This window comes from Flavicella sp. (assembly GCF_037132785.1).
In the GTDB taxonomy this organism is placed as follows: domain Bacteria; phylum Bacteroidota; class Bacteroidia; order Flavobacteriales; family Flavobacteriaceae; genus Flavicella.
Genome location: NZ_JBAHZZ010000007.1, coordinates 1 through 19,099 on the forward strand (window position 1 = coordinate 1; position 19,099 = coordinate 19,099).

At 33.3% G+C, this 19,099-nt stretch carries 9 protein-coding genes; 6 read left to right on the forward strand and 3 right to left on the reverse strand.

The features are described from left to right. The coding region (locus tag V5787_RS00460; RefSeq protein ID WP_336891325.1) for a transposase at nucleotides 1–267 on the forward strand (267 nt) is incomplete at its 5' end. A 316-nt stretch (nucleotides 268–583) separates the two neighbouring features. Here the strand turns inward: V5787_RS00460 and buk are convergent. The 3 genes from buk to V5787_RS00475 all read right to left on the reverse strand — a co-directional run bounded on the left by buk (nucleotide 584) and on the right by V5787_RS00475 (nucleotide 4,162). After that, nucleotides 584–1,657: a butyrate kinase gene (gene buk, locus V5787_RS00465; protein ID WP_336891326.1), complete on the reverse strand. Its 1,074-nt coding sequence runs from the start codon at nucleotides 1,655–1,657 to the stop codon at nucleotides 584–586. A gap of 44 nt (nucleotides 1,658–1,701) precedes the next feature. Further along, entirely contained in the window at nucleotides 1,702–2,607 is a 906-nt protein-coding gene (locus V5787_RS00470) for a bifunctional enoyl-CoA hydratase/phosphate acetyltransferase (RefSeq protein WP_336891327.1), read from the reverse strand. A 439-nt stretch (nucleotides 2,608–3,046) separates the two neighbouring features. Further along, the gene (locus tag V5787_RS00475) at nucleotides 3,047–4,162 is read right to left on the reverse strand and encodes a glycoside hydrolase family protein (protein ID WP_336891328.1); all 1,116 of its coding nucleotides are present in this window, start codon (nucleotides 4,160–4,162) and stop codon (nucleotides 3,047–3,049) included. A gap of 380 nt (nucleotides 4,163–4,542) precedes the next feature. On the opposite strand from V5787_RS00475, the gene V5787_RS00480 reads away from it, so the two are divergent. The 5 genes from V5787_RS00480 (at nucleotide 4,543) to sprA (ending at nucleotide 19,069) form a co-directional block, all read left to right on the forward strand. Beyond that, nucleotides 4,543–7,110, forward strand: a complete 2,568-nt coding sequence (locus V5787_RS00480) for an FN3 associated domain-containing protein (RefSeq protein ID WP_336891329.1) — start codon at nucleotides 4,543–4,545, stop codon at nucleotides 7,108–7,110. A 7-nt stretch (nucleotides 7,111–7,117) separates the two neighbouring features. Continuing rightward, nucleotides 7,118–8,512: a sulfatase gene (locus tag V5787_RS00485; RefSeq protein ID WP_336891330.1), complete on the forward strand. Its 1,395-nt coding sequence runs from the start codon at nucleotides 7,118–7,120 to the stop codon at nucleotides 8,510–8,512. A 459-nt stretch (nucleotides 8,513–8,971) separates the two neighbouring features. Next, nucleotides 8,972–11,245, forward strand: a complete 2,274-nt coding sequence (locus V5787_RS00490; RefSeq protein ID WP_336891331.1) for an NADP-dependent malic enzyme — start codon at nucleotides 8,972–8,974, stop codon at nucleotides 11,243–11,245. A 42-nt stretch (nucleotides 11,246–11,287) separates the two neighbouring features. After that, entirely contained in the window at nucleotides 11,288–11,869 is a 582-nt protein-coding gene (gene ruvA, locus V5787_RS00495) for a Holliday junction branch migration protein RuvA (RefSeq protein WP_336891332.1), read from the forward strand. Nucleotides 11,870–11,944: 75 nt separating this feature from the next. Then, nucleotides 11,945–19,069: a cell surface protein SprA gene (gene sprA / locus V5787_RS00500; RefSeq protein WP_336891333.1), complete on the forward strand. Its 7,125-nt coding sequence runs from the start codon at nucleotides 11,945–11,947 to the stop codon at nucleotides 19,067–19,069. Nucleotides 19,070–19,099: the final 30 nt, after the last annotated feature.

Sequence of the window (19,099 nt, forward strand, 5' to 3'; positions counted from 1 at the left end):
GTAAAGAAATGGGTTGAAGAACATGTTGAAAAAATAGAGCTATTTTACTTACCATCATACTCACCTGAACGAAACCCAGATGAATATCTTAACTCCGATTTAAAATATGGACTCTCTGATAAACCAGCTCCTAAGACACAAGAAAAGATGAAGGAAAATTTAGAGAATCACATGAAAACACTTCAAAATGATAGCAAAAGGGTAGTCAAATATTTTAAAACATCACAGAATAAAATATGCTGCGTAAAACTAACGATATATAGATGAGAGGTTAATAGCAACGATTAGAAAAACACATAAAAAAAGAAACACGACTCGTAAAATGTGTTTTTACGCCTTGAATACTAATAAAAACTACTAAAAGTATTTTCAAATCGTTTAGGACAGTATCACTTGAGTAAGAAAAACCTATTTTTTTGAATTTCTTGAAAAAGAAATGAATTTAATGCGTCATTTAAATGTTAAAAAGGTATAATACATCATTTAAAAATAAAATTGATATAAAAACAATAAACATGTTCTTTTTTCACTCTAATTAAAATGTTTAGGGAGGTTATAGATTCTTCTCTTAGAAGTAGAACTCTTATCTGTACACTTTATTGTTTATTTCTCCTTTAAGTAGTAAATTCCCATTCATCGCTAAAGATTTCATTTCGTCTTCGCCGGCAAACACAACAACATTACTTATAAAAGAGACATTTTCTTTAATGGAGTCATTTAAATAATCACTCTTTGCAAGTCCACCCGTAAGAATTATAGCATCAACCTTTCCCTGAAGTACAGTTGCCATAGCGCCAATTTCTTTTGCTACTTGGTAGGCCATCGCCTTGTAAATCATTTCGGCATCTTTGTTACCCGAAAGTGCATCAATTTCTATTTTATGTGCATCGTTAGTTCCCATATAAGCCGTCATGCCACCTTTTCCAACCACCATCTTCAACATTTCACCTTGAGTGTGTTTTCCATTAAAAGCCATTTTTATAACATCACCAATAGGAAGTGTTCCCGATCTTTCTGGAGAAAAAGGTCCTTCTCCATCAAGCGCTTGATTCACATCAATAACTTTACCGTTCTTATGTGCTCCTACGGATATTCCTCCTCCCATATGAACAACTACTAAGTTTAACTCTTCATAATTTTTTCCCTGAGCTAGAGCATAAGATCTTGCAATAGCTTTTTGATTTAGAGCATGAAAAATAGAGACTCTTTCAAAGCTTGGGTGTCCACTGTAGCGTGCAATATCTTGCATTTCATCAACGACAACCGGGTCGGCAATATATGATTTGAGCTCTGATTTAGTTTTAGAAATTTCGTTTGCAATTAATGCACCTAAGTTTGAAGCATGATATCTTGTCGAGTTCAATAAATCGTCAATCATTGCATCGTTAACTTCATAAATTCCAGATTCTATTGGTTTTAATAAACCTCCTCTAGCAATTATTAAATCAAGTTCACTTATTTTAAACCCTGCATTTGTGATTTCTGAAATTATTAAATCCTTACGAAATTTAAATTGTTTGTCAACAGAAGTGTGTTTTTCTAAGTCTTCGATCTCATGATGAATGTTTTTAAGAAAAACGGAATTTTCGCCATAGTATACAGCAATTTTAGTGGAAGTAGAACCTGGGTTTATAACTAATATTTTTTTTGAAATCATACTATTGACATTTACTTTGATGGATTAAATCCTTAAAATTAGATTTACAAGTCAAAACTTGCAGCTGCAAGCATTATGCTATTAAGTTTTGTGTCATCATTATCTGCTCTAGATGTTAGTACAATAGGAGCAGAAGCCCCAACCACTACCGAGGCAACTTTTGCATTTGCAAAAAACACAAACGATTTGTAAAGTATATTCCCTGCTTCAATATTAGGAACAAGAAGAATATCGGCATCACCCGCTACAGGACCTGTAATACCTTTATATTTTTTGCTCTCGAAGCTAATTGCGTTATCAAAAGCCAATGGTCCATCAATAATGCAGTTTCTAATCTGACCTCTTCGTTCCATAATCGATAATAGTGCTGCATCAAGAGTAGCTTGCATTTTTTCGTTTACCATTTCTACAGCTGCAAGTACCGCAATTTTAGGTTTAGGAACATCTAGTTTCTGAAAAAAATCAACGGCATTGTTAATTATTCTAATCTTGTCTTGTAGGTTCGGAGCAATATTCATTGCAACATCAGTTATAGCAAGAAGTTTGTGATATTCTGGAATATCGAAAATTGCAAAATGAGATAAAAGAGACTTATTTCTTAATCCCCAATCTTTATTCAAAACACCTTTTAGCATCGAAGCTGTAGATAAATATCCTTTCATTAAAACATCAGCATGTCCATCATGAATTAATTTAACAGATGTTTTTACTGTATCTTCTAGTGTTTGCTCATGGATTATTTTTATTCCTTCTAATTCTAAATTTAATTCTTCTGCTATTTCATAAATTTTAGTTTTATTGCCAACAAGAATAGTATCTACATAGTTTCTGACGTGTGCTTCTACAGCAACTCCAATAGAGTGTTCGTCACCAGCGGAACACAAGACCAACTTTTTTTTTGATTTTTGTTTAGATAGGATAGATTCTAAATCTGAAAGTTTTTTTAACATGATATCGTTACTTATACCTGGTTCTAAATTGTCATTTGAAACTAAAAACAATGCCAATTTAAAAAAAGAGTTATACTGTAATTTAGTGATTGTAAACTTACTAAATTGATAACTTAAATTCGTACTAGTAAGGATTAAATATTAATTTGATAGTAAAAAGAATAATGATACTTGTGGAGGTGCCTAATTAGTACAAGAGAGTGGATTACAAATATTGATGAAGTTAATTTCACTGTGTATGTTCACTTTAATTCTTTTTTTATAGTATCTCTGATTAGATACTATAAAAGTAAGGCTTAGTAAATTCAAAACATATAAAAACAATAATTGATTCAGTAATAAATTACACCATTTTAACATTCCTTAACACGAGACAAGAAAGCAAGCCACAATCGGCGATTATGATACTAGCGCTAAAATAAAATTCAAAAATAAATTACTAATGCTTCAACGGAATTACCATATTCCAGGTGTTCTCAAAACTCCAAGCTTTTGGTCCGCTACCAACAGCAGCAAATAAATGTGTTGGTTTTCCGTCTTCGACTAAAACAAATGGGCGTTCAAAATGGTTTTGTAAAGTTCTTGAGCCGTCATCCCACAAAATATTACGGCTATATGCCTTCACCTGGTCAAATAAGTTCCATTTCAAACCATCTTTAGACCAAACATGAACTCCACCACCTTCTTCTCCACATATTTCTCCAGATCTGTCTTTTATAACACCTTCATATTTATCACCTGCCCACCAAATAAAAGGATCTTCTACATCTATTCTATTGTTATCTGCTGTTTCAAAACGAAAAACAGGTTCTTCACTTAATCTTTTGTATTCTCCCCTAGGAACAGAAGCCATGGCAACACCTAGTAACAAAGGTGGCTTACTTGTTAAAGACGATTTATACATCAACAATATTTTTCCTGTTTCCGGATCTACCGCTGGGGCTGGATTTGATGTGATAGATGCATCCCAATGCCCATGTCTCGGTTCTATCACTGGTTTATCAACGCGTTCCCAAGGTCCATAAACGGAATTGCTTATTGCAAGTCCTACACGTTTATTCATCCAGGCTTCATTCCAATTATCACTTGAAGTTCCTGAATTCTCTTTTGTAGGCATCGGAAAATCATATGTTGTACCAAAATAATATAACAAGTACTTGTCTTTGTACTTAATTACTCTAGGGTTATGAGTACACATACCGTCAAAAAACTCTTTTCCTCTTACAGGAAGTATTACTTCTTGAAAGGTATAAGGTCCTATAGGAGTATCAGATACTGCACGAACTACTTCTGAGTTTGTAACCCATTTACCAAAACCAACATCTTTAGACCATCTTGATGCAAACATATGGTATTTCCCGTCTTCACCCTTAATTACAGACGAACCCCAAATCCAATAATCATCGTCTCTAAATCCACCACCTATAGGTGCTGGTAAAATACGATCTATAAAAGCAGTTGGTGGTTGCCTATTCGAAATACAGGAAAACAATGGTAAGGATGCTAAAGCAGCTGAAGCTTTTATGCTAGTTTTAATAAATGTTCTTCTTTTCATAAACCAAAAGTAACGTATAAATTTTTAAAAGCCTTAACACCACAGGTCTATTTCAGGGAAAACCCATACTTTTATTTGAAACATTTTTAATTGATTTACTTGAGTTTAATTCCTAAGCTCAACTCCTAATTTTTAAATAAAAATAAAACAATAAACTCCGTAAAATTATCAACTATAAAACACCTAATGAAATGATGGAGATTGAACTAAAAAACGTAGCTTAGTAACATCAAAAAATAATAACGTTTTGTTGCGTTAGAACATTGAATCCAAGTTGAGACAGAACAGTCAGTCGAAACCATATCACGATGATAATATGGGGTTAAAAAAAACAATCATACAAACCATTTTATGTTTTTAAAATTAATCCGAAGAAAAAAATGATTTCAATAAAAACATATAGTACTGCTTGTATTGCTGTTCTGTTTTGTTCCGTACTTAACGGACAAGTAAAATCTACGATAAAAAAAGAAAAATCTGAACCTTTTAGTTATTTCAAAAACTCAGTAGAACAGCTTGGATTTAAAGATGCTCCAGAAGCAATGGCCGTTACCAATGGTAGTGTTTTTTCAAGCACGTTTTTAGCTGTGGAATTTTTTTACAGCAATTCACTAAAACCGATTGAGAATAGAGTAATTACCCTTGAAAAAGGAAAGCTCCCTATCATACACCATCAAATAGAAAAACAAAGGATACAATATAAATTAGAAGCCTTCTCAGCTCCACTTGACTTTAATCCAAAAAACAATTTAATTACCTATATAAAATGGACGATTAAAAATAACAGTAATTTTTCTAATACTACCAAGCTCGGAATACAACTTAGATCACTATATAATGAGGGATTTAATGAATTTCTAAAACACAACAGATATTGCACGCCTTGGTACCAAAATAAATACCTAAACGAAGAAACGTTTGATAAAAGTCATGATATAATTAACTTTAAAAATCAAATAGTTTTGCAGGGAAATCACACGGTATTATTACTCCCTAATGATTTTAAAAAAAAGGGTGATGGTACTATGATAGAAACCTCTATCCTACTAAATCCTAACGAAAAAAGAGAATTTATTTTTAAAATGCCATTTGTGCCGATTGCTCTTAATCATGTTTCTACTATTCAAAAAATTAAAAATAAAAGCTATGACTCCATTAAGAAAGCTGTTGTAGGTTTTTGGGACAAAGAGTTAGAAAGTTTATCAATATTCACTGTTCCTGAAAAAAAAGTAATGAATACCTATACTACCTCTTATGTAAACCTATTAACTTCTCGTGATATCTTAGAAAACAGCGATGATTTCATCCAAAAATGCAACGAATTTCAATATGATCATTTTTATGTTAGAGATAATGCATACTTTACTAGAATCTATGATATGTTAGGACTACATGAAGACAGTAAAACTTGTCTTCAGCCCTATTTTATTTATGACATAGAAAATAAACCCATTCATTTTAGGCAACGAACAGGAATTTACAATAAACTTTGTCATGATTACTGGGGACAAGTTTTATGGGCATTAGGCTCTCACTATAGACAGAACAAAGACCGAGAATTCTTAAAAAAAGTATACAAACTATTACCCAATCATTTATTGGATTTTAAAAATGAAATAGCGTCAGACGACAGAGGTCTTTGGCCAAAAACATGGCCTTATGATAATGAACATATAGATGGACATTATACAGGGCATAGTTTTTGGGTTATTTTAGGACTACGTTATGCTATTCTGATGGCAAAAGACATGGAAGATAAAAAAAAGGTAATAGAATGGACAATCTTGCTAGAGGATTATACAAGTAACTTTAAAAAACAACTAAAAGAGTTAACCGACAAAACAGAAGGTTATATCCCTCCAGGAATGGATAATCCCGAAGATGGCTATGATTGGGCAAATGCTTCAGCTGGTTTATATCCTTTTGAAGCTTTAGATAAAGAAAACCCTATTGTTAAAGCGACTTTAGAAACCGTTAGAAAATATAATTTCATGGAAGGTATTAGTACGTATAGTGGTGCAAATGCTTGGGTAATTAAAAAGAAAATACTTTCTAACGATAGCGTCCCAAAAAGAGGCTTACACCATTATGAAACATTTTATGTAACAAGCGGTAACTTAATTCTAGGAGAACAAAAAAAAGTAATTGAAGATTTATATGCTATATTAGTTCATACAAGTAGTACGAATGCTGGTTTTGAATGGCATCCAACTCCTTGGAGCAATAGAAATTTTGGAATGAACAGAACACCCCATGGTTGGATGGGAGCTCGCTATATAGAGTTACTTAGAAACATGTTGGTTAGAGAAGAAAAACAAGACCTTCATTTATTTTCCGCCATCTCTCCGTATTGGACACAAAAAGGAGAATCTATTGTGGTGAAAAATGCTCCAACGTATATGGGACAAGTTAGCTACACAGCTTCTTTTGGCGAAAAAGAGATGAGAGTTACTCTTAACAATCAACTAAATGAGACTTTAGAAAATTTGTATTTTCATATACCATGGTTTATACAGCCTACACAAATTTTAATAGACGGCGTTTCATACTCTAATAAGAGTACAAAAAAAATAAAACTGGTAAAGAACACTAAAAAAATCATAATTACTTGGAACAATGAAATCAAGCAAGATTTGAATTACCAAAAAGCAGTAGCCTTGTATTTGGATAAATATTACAATCATCCTGCTACAGAGAATTATGTAAACTTGTTCCCAACATTGGTTGCTCCAAGAGTTTTGAAACAAGATAAAAAACACTTAATTTTATATTCACCAGGGCATATAGGAACTATCCATTATACAGTCAATGGAGAAACCCCAACTATAAACTCACTGAAATACAATAAAAAAATTCGTCTTGATGAGATTACAAAACTAAAGGCTATTGCAATTGATAAAAACGGAAATAGCAGTGACTGTCTTGTTCTAGAATTCCCTAAAAAATAATTATACCATGGTTAAAAAAGAGAGTCAAATAATAAAAACCATTTTAAAGTACCACTATTTTTTATGGATGACTTTAGTTGTTTTAAATACTGGTTGTTCTCTGAAAAACAGTGAAAAACAACCCAATTTTATTATCATATTTACAGATGATCAAGGCTATGCAGATATTGGCGTATATGGCGCACAAGATTTTAAAACACCGCATTTAGATAAAATGGCTGAGGAGGGATTAAAATTTACTAATTTTTACGTTCCTGCTTCTGTTTGCACACCTTCCAGAGCTGGTTTATTAACAGGTTCGTATCCTAAACGAATAGGTTTACATAAAAATGTATTATTTCCTTTCTCTACTACAGGATTAAATCCGAACGAGATAATCATTCCAGAAATACTAAAACCTTTAGGGTATATAACTGCTTGCATTGGAAAATGGCATTTAGGACATCAACAAAAATTTATGCCAAACAATCAAGGATTCGATTATTTTTATGGTGTACCTTATTCCAATGATATGGATGGTTATGCCTATACAAACCCGTCTTTCAAATCCCCTCCACTTCCCATATATAAAAACACCAAAAAAGTTGCAGAAGGTACAGCTCAAGACTCCTTGACTATTAAATGGACAAATGCAGCAGTATCATTTATCAAGGAAAATAAAAACAAGCCTTTTTTTATGTATTTAGCACATAATATGCCTCATGTACCGTGGCATGTGTCCAAAAAATTTAAAGGAAGTAGTAAAAAAGGCTTGTATGGAGATGTCATTCAAGAGTTGGACTGGTCTGTTGGTGAAATTTTAAAAACTTTAAAAGAAACTGGATTGGATGACAATACGATGGTGATTTACACTTCAGATAATGGTCCTTCAATTCATAAAAAAAATGGAGGTTCAGCTCTCCCGCTTCGAGGGGGAAAAGCATCTACATGGGAAGGTGGCCTAAGAGTCCCTTGTATAATAAGGTGGCCTAAAAAAATACCTGCTAATAAAGAGGTGTCTCAACTTATTACTGCGATGGATTTTTTACCAACAATCGCTACTATTGCCAAAGCAGATAAAACATTACTTAAAAATAAGATTGATGGGTATGATATTAGTAATCTTTTATTTTCTAAAGACCTAAAAACACTATCATCTCCTTATGATGCTTTTTATTATTATGGAAGAAATGGTGATTTAGAAGCTGTTAGAAGAGGTGATTGGAAATTTCATAAAATGAAATATAACCCGACCGAAAAATATTATGACACAATTAAGGCTCTATACAATTTGAAGAATGACATAGGTGAACAGCACAATTTAATAGGGAAACACCCTAAAATAGCTCATGAATTACTCGTGAAAATGTATCTTTTTGATAAAGAGATAACAGAGCAAAGCAGGCCCATAGGACAACTTTAAAATTTTAAAAATGACATTTTTTAGGCTAAATAATTGACAATTTGTAAAGTGTACATTCTATTATCTTTACCTAATTCAGTAAATTCTACATATCAAACTTTCTTTTTACTGTCTTAACTCCTGCTTATTTTTCCTTTTTTGCTCTAATTTGAATTTTATCAACCTCAAAATTACCCTCAATTGAGTTGTTATCATAAGATTTCATTGCTTTTCTTTACTTATGCGAAAAAAGCCGGATTGTGTTTTATATATCTATATGATTACTAGAACCTAAAGGTTATTAATACATGAAACTATCAATTGACTTGTAAAATTGTATTATTTATAAAATTGGTTAATTTTAATGTTTGTTTAAGCCTAAAAAAATAATCAGATAGAGCATCTTAAAAGATTAAAAAGTTCTGATATATTTATTCTAAAATTAATATATTTGTTGGTTAATAAACCTATTAAAGTCACATGTCTGATTCTAGAAAACGAAGAGAAGCCCTATTATATCATGCAAAGCCAATACCTGGTAAAATTAAAGTAGTACCTACAAAAAAACATACGAGTCAAAGAGATTTGTCCTTAGCCTATTCTCCAGGAGTAGCTGAGCCATGTTTGGAGATTGCAAAAGATCCAGAAAATGCATATCGCTATACTTCAAAAGGGAATTTAGTGGCTGTAATTTCTAATGGAACTGCAGTTTTGGGTTTGGGAAATATTGGTCCTTTAGCAGGGAAACCAGTGATGGAAGGAAAAGGTTTGTTGTTTAAAATATTTGCCGATATTGATGTTTTTGATATTGAAGTTGATTTAACAGATGTAGATAAATTTGTAGAGACAGTAAAAGCAATTTCTCCAACTTTTGGAGGAATTAACTTAGAGGATATTAAAGCTCCTGAAGCTTTTGAGATAGAAAGAAGGTTAAAAGAGGAATTAGATATTCCTGTAATGCACGATGATCAACACGGTACTGCAATTATTTCTGCGGCGGCATTAAAAAACGCTGTTGAGATTGTTGGGAAACGTATTGATGAGGTGAAAATTGTTGTCAATGGAGCTGGTGCAGCTGCAATTTCTTGTACACGATTGTATATGAGGTTAGGAGCTAATAGAGAAAATATTGTCATGTGTGATAGCAAAGGAGTTATTCGTAGTGATCGCGAAAACTTGACTTCTCAAAAAGCTGAATTTACAACCACTAGAGACTTGACTACTTTGGCGGAGGCAATGGTCAATTCTGACGTGTTTATAGGTTTGTCAAAAGGAGATGTTGTAAATCCGGAGATGTTACTCTCGATGGGAAAGGATCCTATTGTTTTTGCAATGGCAAATCCAACACCCGAAATCAATTTTGATTTGGCAATAAAAACTAGGAAAGACATCATTATGGCAACTGGACGTTCTGACCATCCTAATCAGGTGAACAATGTACTGGGTTTTCCGTTTATATTTAGGGGAGCTTTGGATGTAAGAGCAACAAGCATCAATGAGGAGATGAAGATGGCAGCAGTACATGCTTTGGCTGATTTGGCAAAAAAAACTGTGCCAGAACAAGTTAATCTCGCTTACAATCAATCGAATTTAACCTTTGGAAGAGATTATATCATTCCAAAACCTTTTGACCCTAGATTGATTTATGAAATTCCACCTGCAATTGCAAAAGCAGCAATGGCTTCTGGAATAGCAAAACATCCAATACAAGATTGGGAAAAGTATAAAAATGAATTGATGGAACGTTTAGGAACTGGGAATAAAATGGTCCGAATGTTACATGATAGAGCAAAATCTAGTCCTAAACGTCTGGTTTTTAATGAGGCGGATAAACTCAATGTAATGAAAGCCGCTCAGATTGTATATGATGATGGCATTGCAATTCCTATTCTTTTAGGGAACAAAGAGATCATTCAATCCCATATTGAAGAAATTGGATTTGATGGAGATGTAGAGATTATAGACCCAAAGATTGATGCAGAAAGAGCACGTAGATTTAGATACGCTGAAATTTATTGGAAAGCCAATCAACGTAAAGGTGTAACCCTTGTTGAAGCTCAGAAAATGATGAGAGAACGTAATTATTTTGCCTCGATGATGATTAATGTCGGAGATGCTGATGCGATGATTACTGGATATTCTAGGAATTATTCTAGTACCATTAAACCTTTGTTTGATACCTTAGGTATGCAAGATGGAGTGACTAGAATTGCGGCAACAAACTTAATGTTGACAAAAAGAGGTCCTATGTTCTTAGCAGATACAACCATAAATATAGACCCAAATGCAAAACAACTCGCAAAAATCACTCAATTAACGAGTAGTATCGTGAAAATGTTTGGTATGGAGCCTGTGGTTGCATTGTTGTCCTTTTCAAATTTTGGAGCTTCTACGTCCAAATACCCGAAAAAAATTGAAGAGGCTGTACATATATTACATAAATCTAATCCAGGTTTAATCGTTGATGGTCCTATTCAGGCAGATTTTGCCTTGAATTCTGAAATGTTAGACGATAAATTTCCGTTTTCAGTACTGGCAGGGAAAAAGACAAATACGCTGGTGTTTCCAAATTTAGATTCTGCAAATATAGCTTACAAAATGATGAAGGAATTGAATGGGGTAGAATCTATAGGTCCTATTATTTTAGGTTTAAAAAAACCTGCACATATTTTACAATTGGGGGCAAGCGTTGATGAGATGGTAAATATGGCTGCCGTTGCTGTTGTAGATGCTCAGAATAAATCTAATAATTAATATAAACGATCAAAAAGTAACTATAAAAAAATAATTAAATTTATGATTACACAGTTAAGAGGGAAGTTGATAGAAAAAAACCCTACCTATGTTGTGGTTGATTGCAGTGGAGTAGGATACTTATTGCATATATCGTTAAACACCTTTAGTGCATTGCCTTCTGATGAGTTGATCACCATATATACACATTTGTCAATCAAAGATGATGCGCATACATTATTCGGGTTTATCTCTCGATTGGAGAGAGAAATTTTCAGGTTGCTGATTTCCGTATCTGGTGTAGGACCAAGTATTGCTAGAACAATGTTATCGTCTATGTCATCTGAAGAAATTCAACAGGCAATTGCAACTTCTAACGTAGCGTTGATTCAATCCGTAAAAGGAATTGGAGCAAAAACTGCGCAAAGATTGATATTAGATTTAAAAGACAAAGTGCTAAAAACTTTTAATTTGGACGAAAATGAGCTTCCTCTGCACAATACCAACAAAGAAGAAGCGTTATCTGCTTTAGAAGTACTTGGTTTTGCAAGAAAAATTTCTGTAAAAGTACTTGATCGAATATTAAAACAGGAGAATTTGTTATCCGTAGAAGAATTAATTAAAAAAGCTTTGAAAAGTTTCTAATCAGACTTGGAAAGAAAACCACTAAAATATAAGGGGATATTTTTGTTGTTTTGTTGTGTGTTTTTTTTCACGACAATGTCAGCACAAATTGCGCCTATCATTCAATCAGATTCTATTCCTGAAAAAAAAGGGGGAGATGAAAGTTTATTTATTCAGTTTCAAACTACTAAAGAAGTTATTTATGACCCTACGAGTAAGCGATATATCATCAAAGAAATAGTAGGGGGAGAAGAAATGAGTACTCCTTTGTTTTTGTCAACGAAAGAGTACAAAGAGTATCGCTTAAAACAGGATATGAAGGAGTACTATAAGGATAAAATTAGTGCTCTTAACAGTGATAAAGAAGGAAGTAAAGAAGCTCAAAAAAATTTACTACCTACTTATTATGTAAACTCTGATTTTTTTAAAACAATTTTTGGAGGAAATGCAATTGAAGTAACTACACAAGGTTCTATTGATGTTCGATTGGGAGTGTTGTACCAAAACATTGAAAACCCACAGCTTTCAGAGGAGAACAGAAAAAACACCACTTTTGATTTTGATCAACAAGTAACAGCAAGTATTGGTGCTAAAATTGGTGAGCGATTAAAACTAACAGCCAACTACGACACCAAATCTACTTTTGATTTTCAGAATTTGGTAAAGGTTGAGTTCTTACCCACTATGGAGAACGGGTATGAATCTGAAGAAGCAGATAATATTATAAGAAAAATTGAACTTGGTAATGTAAGTATGGATGTCAGTAATAATTTAATTACAGGTTCACAAAACTTATTTGGTATCAAATCTGAACTTCAATTTGGTAAAACAACTATTACTTCAGTGTTTTCTGAGCAAAAGTCAGAAACTAAAACAATTACGGCAGAAGGAGGCTCTTCATTGAATGAATTTGAATTGCAAACCTCTCAATATTCAGCCAACAAATATTTCTTTTTATCTCATTATTTTAGAAATAATTATAATGATGCTTTAAAGAATTTTCCAATAATCAATAGCTCCATCAATATCATTAAGGTAGAGGTTTGGGTTACCAATAGAAGCTCTACTACTGAAAACGTACGTAATATTGTTGCATTGACGGATTTAGGAGAAAAAGGAGTTGACTTTTATAGAAATTCAGAAACTGGAATTAAAGAGTCAAATATCACAAATACAGAGGTTCAAGAAACCGGAACTTATTCAGGTTTTAATCCAGATAACGAGGCAAATACATTAAGTACAGTATTTTACGATAATAATATAAGGTCTGTCGGTTCTGTAAAAAGTGCTTTACCTTCATCAATGGTACAGGGGTCAGATTTTACCATTTTAGAAAATGCTAAGAAATTAAGTTCTAGTGAATATTCGTTTCATGCGCAATTAGGGGTGTTGACCTTGAATAGAACTATTACTGATGGAGATGTTTTAGCAGTTGCCTTTCAGTATACAATTACAGGAGACAATACTGTTTTTCATGTTGGTGAATTCTCTACTGATGGTATTTCTTCAGATGAAAATCTAGTTGTAAAAATGTTGCGATCAGAGATTAAAGAACCCGGAAAAAGAATTTGGGATTTAATGATGAAAAACGTGTATTCTTTGGGTGCTTATCAAATGGAGTCTGAAGGCTTCTTTTTAGAGTTGATGTACAATGACGATGAAACAGGGGTTGCAATTAACTCATTGCTGAATGCGGTTTCTACGTATACCTCAGGAGGCTCTGAGGTGGTCGTAAGTGAAAGAACGTTATTGAACTTGATGAAACTGGATAGTTTGGATCAAAATAATTTTGTGAAACCTAATGGAGATGGCTATTTTGATTATATTGAAGGAGTTACAGTAGATTCTGAAACAGGATCGATTCACTTTCCTACAGTGGAACCTTTTGGACGAGATTTAGAAGCAAAGTTAACTGCGGAAGCAGATGATCAATATTTGTTTAATGAATTGTATACAAATACGCAGTCAGTTGCACAGAATAACTATCAAAACAGAGATAAATACTTACTAAAAGGTTATTATAAATCAGATGCGAGCAACGGTATTTCATTAGGAGCATATAATATAACTAGAGGTTCGGTAACGGTTACTTCTAATGGAATTGTATTGACAGAAGGGTCAGATTATGTGGTTGATTATTTAAGTGGAGTCGTTCAAATAATCAATCCCGCTATTGAAGCATCCGGTGCACCTATACAGGTTTCTTTGGAAAGTAATACCTTGTTTAGCCAGAATACTAAACGCTACATTGGAATTGACGTTGAGCATAAGTTTTCTGATAAATTTCAAATGACAACAACCTACCTGAATGTGAATGAAACACCTTTAAGTCAAAAGATTTCTTATGGTTCTGACCCCATTAATAACACTATGCTGGGCTTAACTTTCAATTATGACTCTGAGGTTCCATGGTTGACAAAAATGGTCAATAAACTCCCGTTTCAAGATACAGATGTGCCTTCTATGGTTTCTGTACGTGGTGATTTTGCTTATATGTTGCCAGGAACACCCAGTGGAATTGATCAAGACGGAGAGGCAACAACTTATATTGATGATTTTGAAGGAGCTCAAATTCCTTTGAGTGTAATGGATGCAAGTTCTTGGAAGATTGCTAGTAAACCTTTAAATTTTGACAACTATGATTTTGGAACTGAAACTGATGAGCCTTCTTTAGAATATGGTATGAAAAGAGCTGATATGGCTTGGTATTCTATCGATGCTTTATTCTACGGAAATTCTTCTTTAACTCCATCTAACATAGATAATAAAGAGCTTTCAAGAGCTGAAGTAAGTCGGGTAGATTATGACGAGCTATTTCCACAAATAGATTTAGACTATACGCAGTCGACGACCTTATCAACTTTTGATTTGTCGTATTTCCCCGAAGAGAGAGGAAGTTATAATTATGAAACGGATACAAATTCCGGGAAATTGTGGAACCCAGAAGACAATTGGGGAGGAATCACAAGAGCTTTGACTACGACAGATTTTGAAAGTGCTAATGTAGAATATATCCAATTTTGGATGCAGGATCCCTATGAAAATTATTCAATCAATTCAGAAGAAGGTGGAGGAGTGTCTCCTGTTAAAGAAGGAGAATTATTTTTTAATCTTGGAAACATCTCTGAAGATGTATTAAATGACGGTAGGAAATCCTACGAAAATGGTTTGCCAGGAGCTACTGATACTGACGATACAACTGATGAGACAATTTGGGCTAAAATCCCTACAAACACTACTTATCTATATGCGTTTAGTGGATCCGATGAGGATATAGTCTTACAAGATGTTGGATTAGATGGTTATTCAGATGCTGAAGAAATAAGATTTCCAGATATTGGTGACCCGGATAGATCTACAGATAACTACAGCTATTTTAGAAGTACTGAATACGATCAGCAGAATGCATCAATTATTACTAGATACAGAGATTATAATAAAACGGAAGGTAACTCGACACCCGCAAGTTTAAGTCCTGAATCTTATCCAACTGCTGCTACCTCGATTCCAGATTCCGAAGATATCAATAGAGATCAGACGATGAATACGATTAATGCATATTATCAGTATAAAGTATCATTAAACGATTCAGATCTGGTTTTAGGAAAAAACAATATTGTAGATGTGAAAACTGTGATAAGAACAACACCTGACGGGTCAGAGATGAATGTAACTTGGTATCAATTTAGAATACCTATCAATAGCGGTGTGTCTATTAATGGAATATCAGACTTTAATTCTATTCGTTTTATGCGGATGTTTTTGACGAAATTTAAAACTCCAATAGTATTGAGGTTTGGTCAACTTCAACTGGTTCGAGGAGATTGGAGACGTTATGAGAAAAACGTGCATGGAGGTATTCAAGTATCGGATGATGACTTGGATGAAGCGGAGTTGTTGAATTTTTCAACAGGAGTCGTAAATATTGAAGAAAACGAAGGAAGACTGCCGATTCCTTATGTATTGCCTCCTGGAATTGAAAGGGAGCAGCTTCAAGGAAGTACTTCGTTGCAATTTCAAAATGAACAGTCTTTATCTTTCAAAATAGAAGACTTACCTGCTGGTGAAGGGAGAACTGTTTATAAAAATATGATTTCAGATTTACGAATGTATAAAACGTTAAAATTATTTGTACATGCAGAAGGTATCGGAACAAATCTAGGTGACAATAAAATTATGGCAATCATGCGTTTAGGGTCAGATTTGAATGATAATTATTATCAGATAGAGGTTCCTTTAAAAGCTACTTTATTTACGGAATCAACAAGTGAAGAGGTTTGGCCAGAGGATAATTATTTTGAGGTAGATTTGGAGAGTTTGGGGCTGTTAAAAGTGCAAAGATATTCAGAAGGTGCTTCAGCAACGAATGAACTATATCCCCTTCCTGTTGAGGGAGAGAAACCTGAATATAGAATTAGAGTAAAAGGAAGTCCTAATTTGTCAAATATTAAAACGATGATGTTGGGAGTTCAGAATATATCTGAAGACCTACAAAGTGCTGAGGTGTGGTTTAATGAATTAAGGGTTGCTGGATTTGATAATGAAGGGGGCTGGGCATCTTCAATAAGTGCGAATGCTAATTTTGCTGATTTAGCGGATGTGGCAGTGACAGGTAGTATTCAAACGATTGGGTTTGGTGGTATTGAAGAAAATGTGAATGAAAGAAGTCAAGATGACATGAAACAATACGGCGTTTCTGCCAATGTACATATTGGAAAATTAATGCCAAAAGAATGGGGAGTAAAAATACCGATGAGCTATTCTGTTTCAGAGGAGATTAGTGACCCTAAATACGATCCTCAATATCAAGATGTAGTATTTGAAGATGCCGAGGGAATTAATGACAATAGTGATTACGCTAGAGACTATACTAAAAGAACTAGTATAAGTTTTATCAATGTTCGTAAAGAAAGGGTTGGGGAACTTAAAAAAGTTCCAATGCCTTACGATATTGAAAACTTTTCTGTTTCTTATAGTTTTAACGAAGAAAATCACAGTGATTATAATGTTCAAAAAGACTTGGTTCAAAACGTAAATTCTTCAATTAATTATGCCTATAATATTCCTGAAAAACGGATAGAACCTTTTAAAAACTCAAAATTTTTAGATAATAAATATTTCAAAATTATTAAAGATATAAATTTCAATTTATTACCTACCACAATAGGAGTCAATAGTAATATTACCAGAAGCTATAGTGAACAGGTGTCTAGGAATTTGGTTTCAGGAGGAGCTTTGCCAACCTTAAAACAAAGAGATTTCTTGTTTGCTTGGGATTATAATATTGGTTATAATTTCAGTAAAAATTTAAAATTTAATTTTAGTGCGGCCAACAATAATATTTATGACTCCTTTGAGAATTCAGATGATCCTGATGATGAGGATATTAATATATTTAGTGATTTTTTCAATTTTGGTAGAGCAGATAGTTACAACCAAAAATTAGATGCTAATTATAAAATACCGATTGATAAATTGCCTTATTTAAGTTTTATTTCTGCGGATTACAGTTATACTGCTGATTTTAACTGGCAGGCAGGTTCTCAGTCTTTTATTTATGAAATGGGGAATTCAATTCAAAATGCAAATACCCATACTTTATCTTCTAATTTCAATATGATCAATTTTTACAAAGAAATTGGGTTGAAAAGATTATTTACTCCGAAATCGAAAAGAACTAAAAAGAAGAAAAAAACTGATGAAGATGGAGAGGGACCAAAATTTGCGATGCCGTCTGCTCCTAGGAAAGTTAGTAATTCCAAAAAGAAAATTACTATAGGTGAGAAGGTTTTAAACTTGACATATGGTTTGGTGACTTCTATTAAAACGGCTCGTTTTAGTTATGCTGAGAATAACGGCACCTATTTACCAGGGTATAAAGAGTCAGTAGGGTTTTTGGGCAGAAGTAAAAATTCAGGTGGTTTGGCACCAACACTTGGTTTTGTGTTTGGCAACCAAAGTAGTATTAAGGACCTAGCGCTAAATAAGGATTGGTTAACAACAAGAAACGTGAATATGGCAGGGAAAGAAGATGAAAATTATTATTCAAAAACCTATACGAATACACATTATGATAAGTTAGATTGGTCTTTGTTTTTAAAGCCAATTAATGACTTAGACATCAATATATATTCTAACAGAATTCAAACACGTAATCAAAGTCAGCAAATAGATGCCTTAAAGAATTATGAAGATAGAACAGATAATAAGTATGACGGAAGTGATGAACATGGTAGTTTTGTAAGAGAATTAAATACAACACAACTTACGGAATCTAGTAACTTTAGTATGAGCTATAGTATGCTTAAAACTTCTTTTGATGGGAATGGAAATGAAACCTTTCAGCGGTTTTTAGCTAATAGATCAATAATTCAACAAAGATTATATAATGAGTCTGGTTTGACACCTCCAAAAGAAGGTTCAGATGATTATAAGTTTGGACTGAATAGTCAAGATGTGTTATTTGCCGCATTTACGTCGGCATATTCGGGAGGAGATGCTTCTTCTGAAAAATTAAGTCCATTTAGAAACATACCAATCCCAAATTGGATGTTGATGTATAAAGGATTTATGAAATTGAAGTGGTTTAAATCAAATTTTTCAAGTTTTATGGTAACGCATGGCTATCAATCTTCCTATACTATTGCAAATATGACGAACAATGCTCTATATGTAGAAGTGGATGGGGTGCCTCCTGTGGATATCAATGGTGATTACTTGTCTAAATTGATTATTTCGACCATAGTATTAAATGATGCTTTTTCTCCATTAATAAAACTCGATATCCGTTTTAAGAATTCACTCTCGTTTAGTGGAGAAATTAATAAAGATAGAACACTGGCTTTAAGTTTTATTAACAATACCCTGTCAGACATTAGGGGAACTGAATATGTATTTGGTTTAGGGTATATTTTAAAAGACTTAAAGTTAAAAGGAGCTTCTGGTAGACAAAAAGCCATTAAAGGAGATTTGAATATGAAAGTTGATGTTTCGTATCGTCAGAATTTAACCACCGTTAGAACAGTGGATACTCAAAACACTCAAATAACGGGTGGTCAGGATTTGTTTTCTTTAAAAGTATCTGCAGATTATAATGTAAACAGGAACATGGTTGCTACTTTTTATTTCGATCAATCTTCATCTAGATATGCAATATCAACTTCCTACCCTCTCCAATCTATTAGTTGCGGGATTAGTATAACGTACAATTTGGGAAATTAAAGTTTACTGATTTCTCATCAGGAATAATGC

Bases quoted from the DNA above. Each gene is read 5' to 3' on its own strand.
- buk (WP_336891326.1), bottom strand. From the start codon at position 1,657: ATGATTTCAAAAAAAATATTAGTTATAAACCCAGGTTCTACTTCCACT.
- V5787_RS00470 (WP_336891327.1), bottom strand. From the start codon at position 2,607: ATGTTAAAAAAACTTTCAGATTTAGAATCTATCCTATCTAAACAAAAA.
- V5787_RS00475 (WP_336891328.1), bottom strand. From the start codon at position 4,162: ATGAAAAGAAGAACATTTATTAAAACTAGCATAAAAGCTTCAGCTGCT.
- V5787_RS00480 (WP_336891329.1), top strand. From the start codon at position 4,543: ATGATTTCAATAAAAACATATAGTACTGCTTGTATTGCTGTTCTGTTT.
- V5787_RS00485 (WP_336891330.1), top strand. From the start codon at position 7,118: ATGGTTAAAAAAGAGAGTCAAATAATAAAAACCATTTTAAAGTACCAC.
- V5787_RS00490 (WP_336891331.1), top strand. From the start codon at position 8,972: ATGTCTGATTCTAGAAAACGAAGAGAAGCCCTATTATATCATGCAAAG.
- ruvA (WP_336891332.1), top strand. From the start codon at position 11,288: ATGATTACACAGTTAAGAGGGAAGTTGATAGAAAAAAACCCTACCTAT.
- sprA (WP_336891333.1), top strand. From the start codon at position 11,945: ATGTCAGCACAAATTGCGCCTATCATTCAATCAGATTCTATTCCTGAA.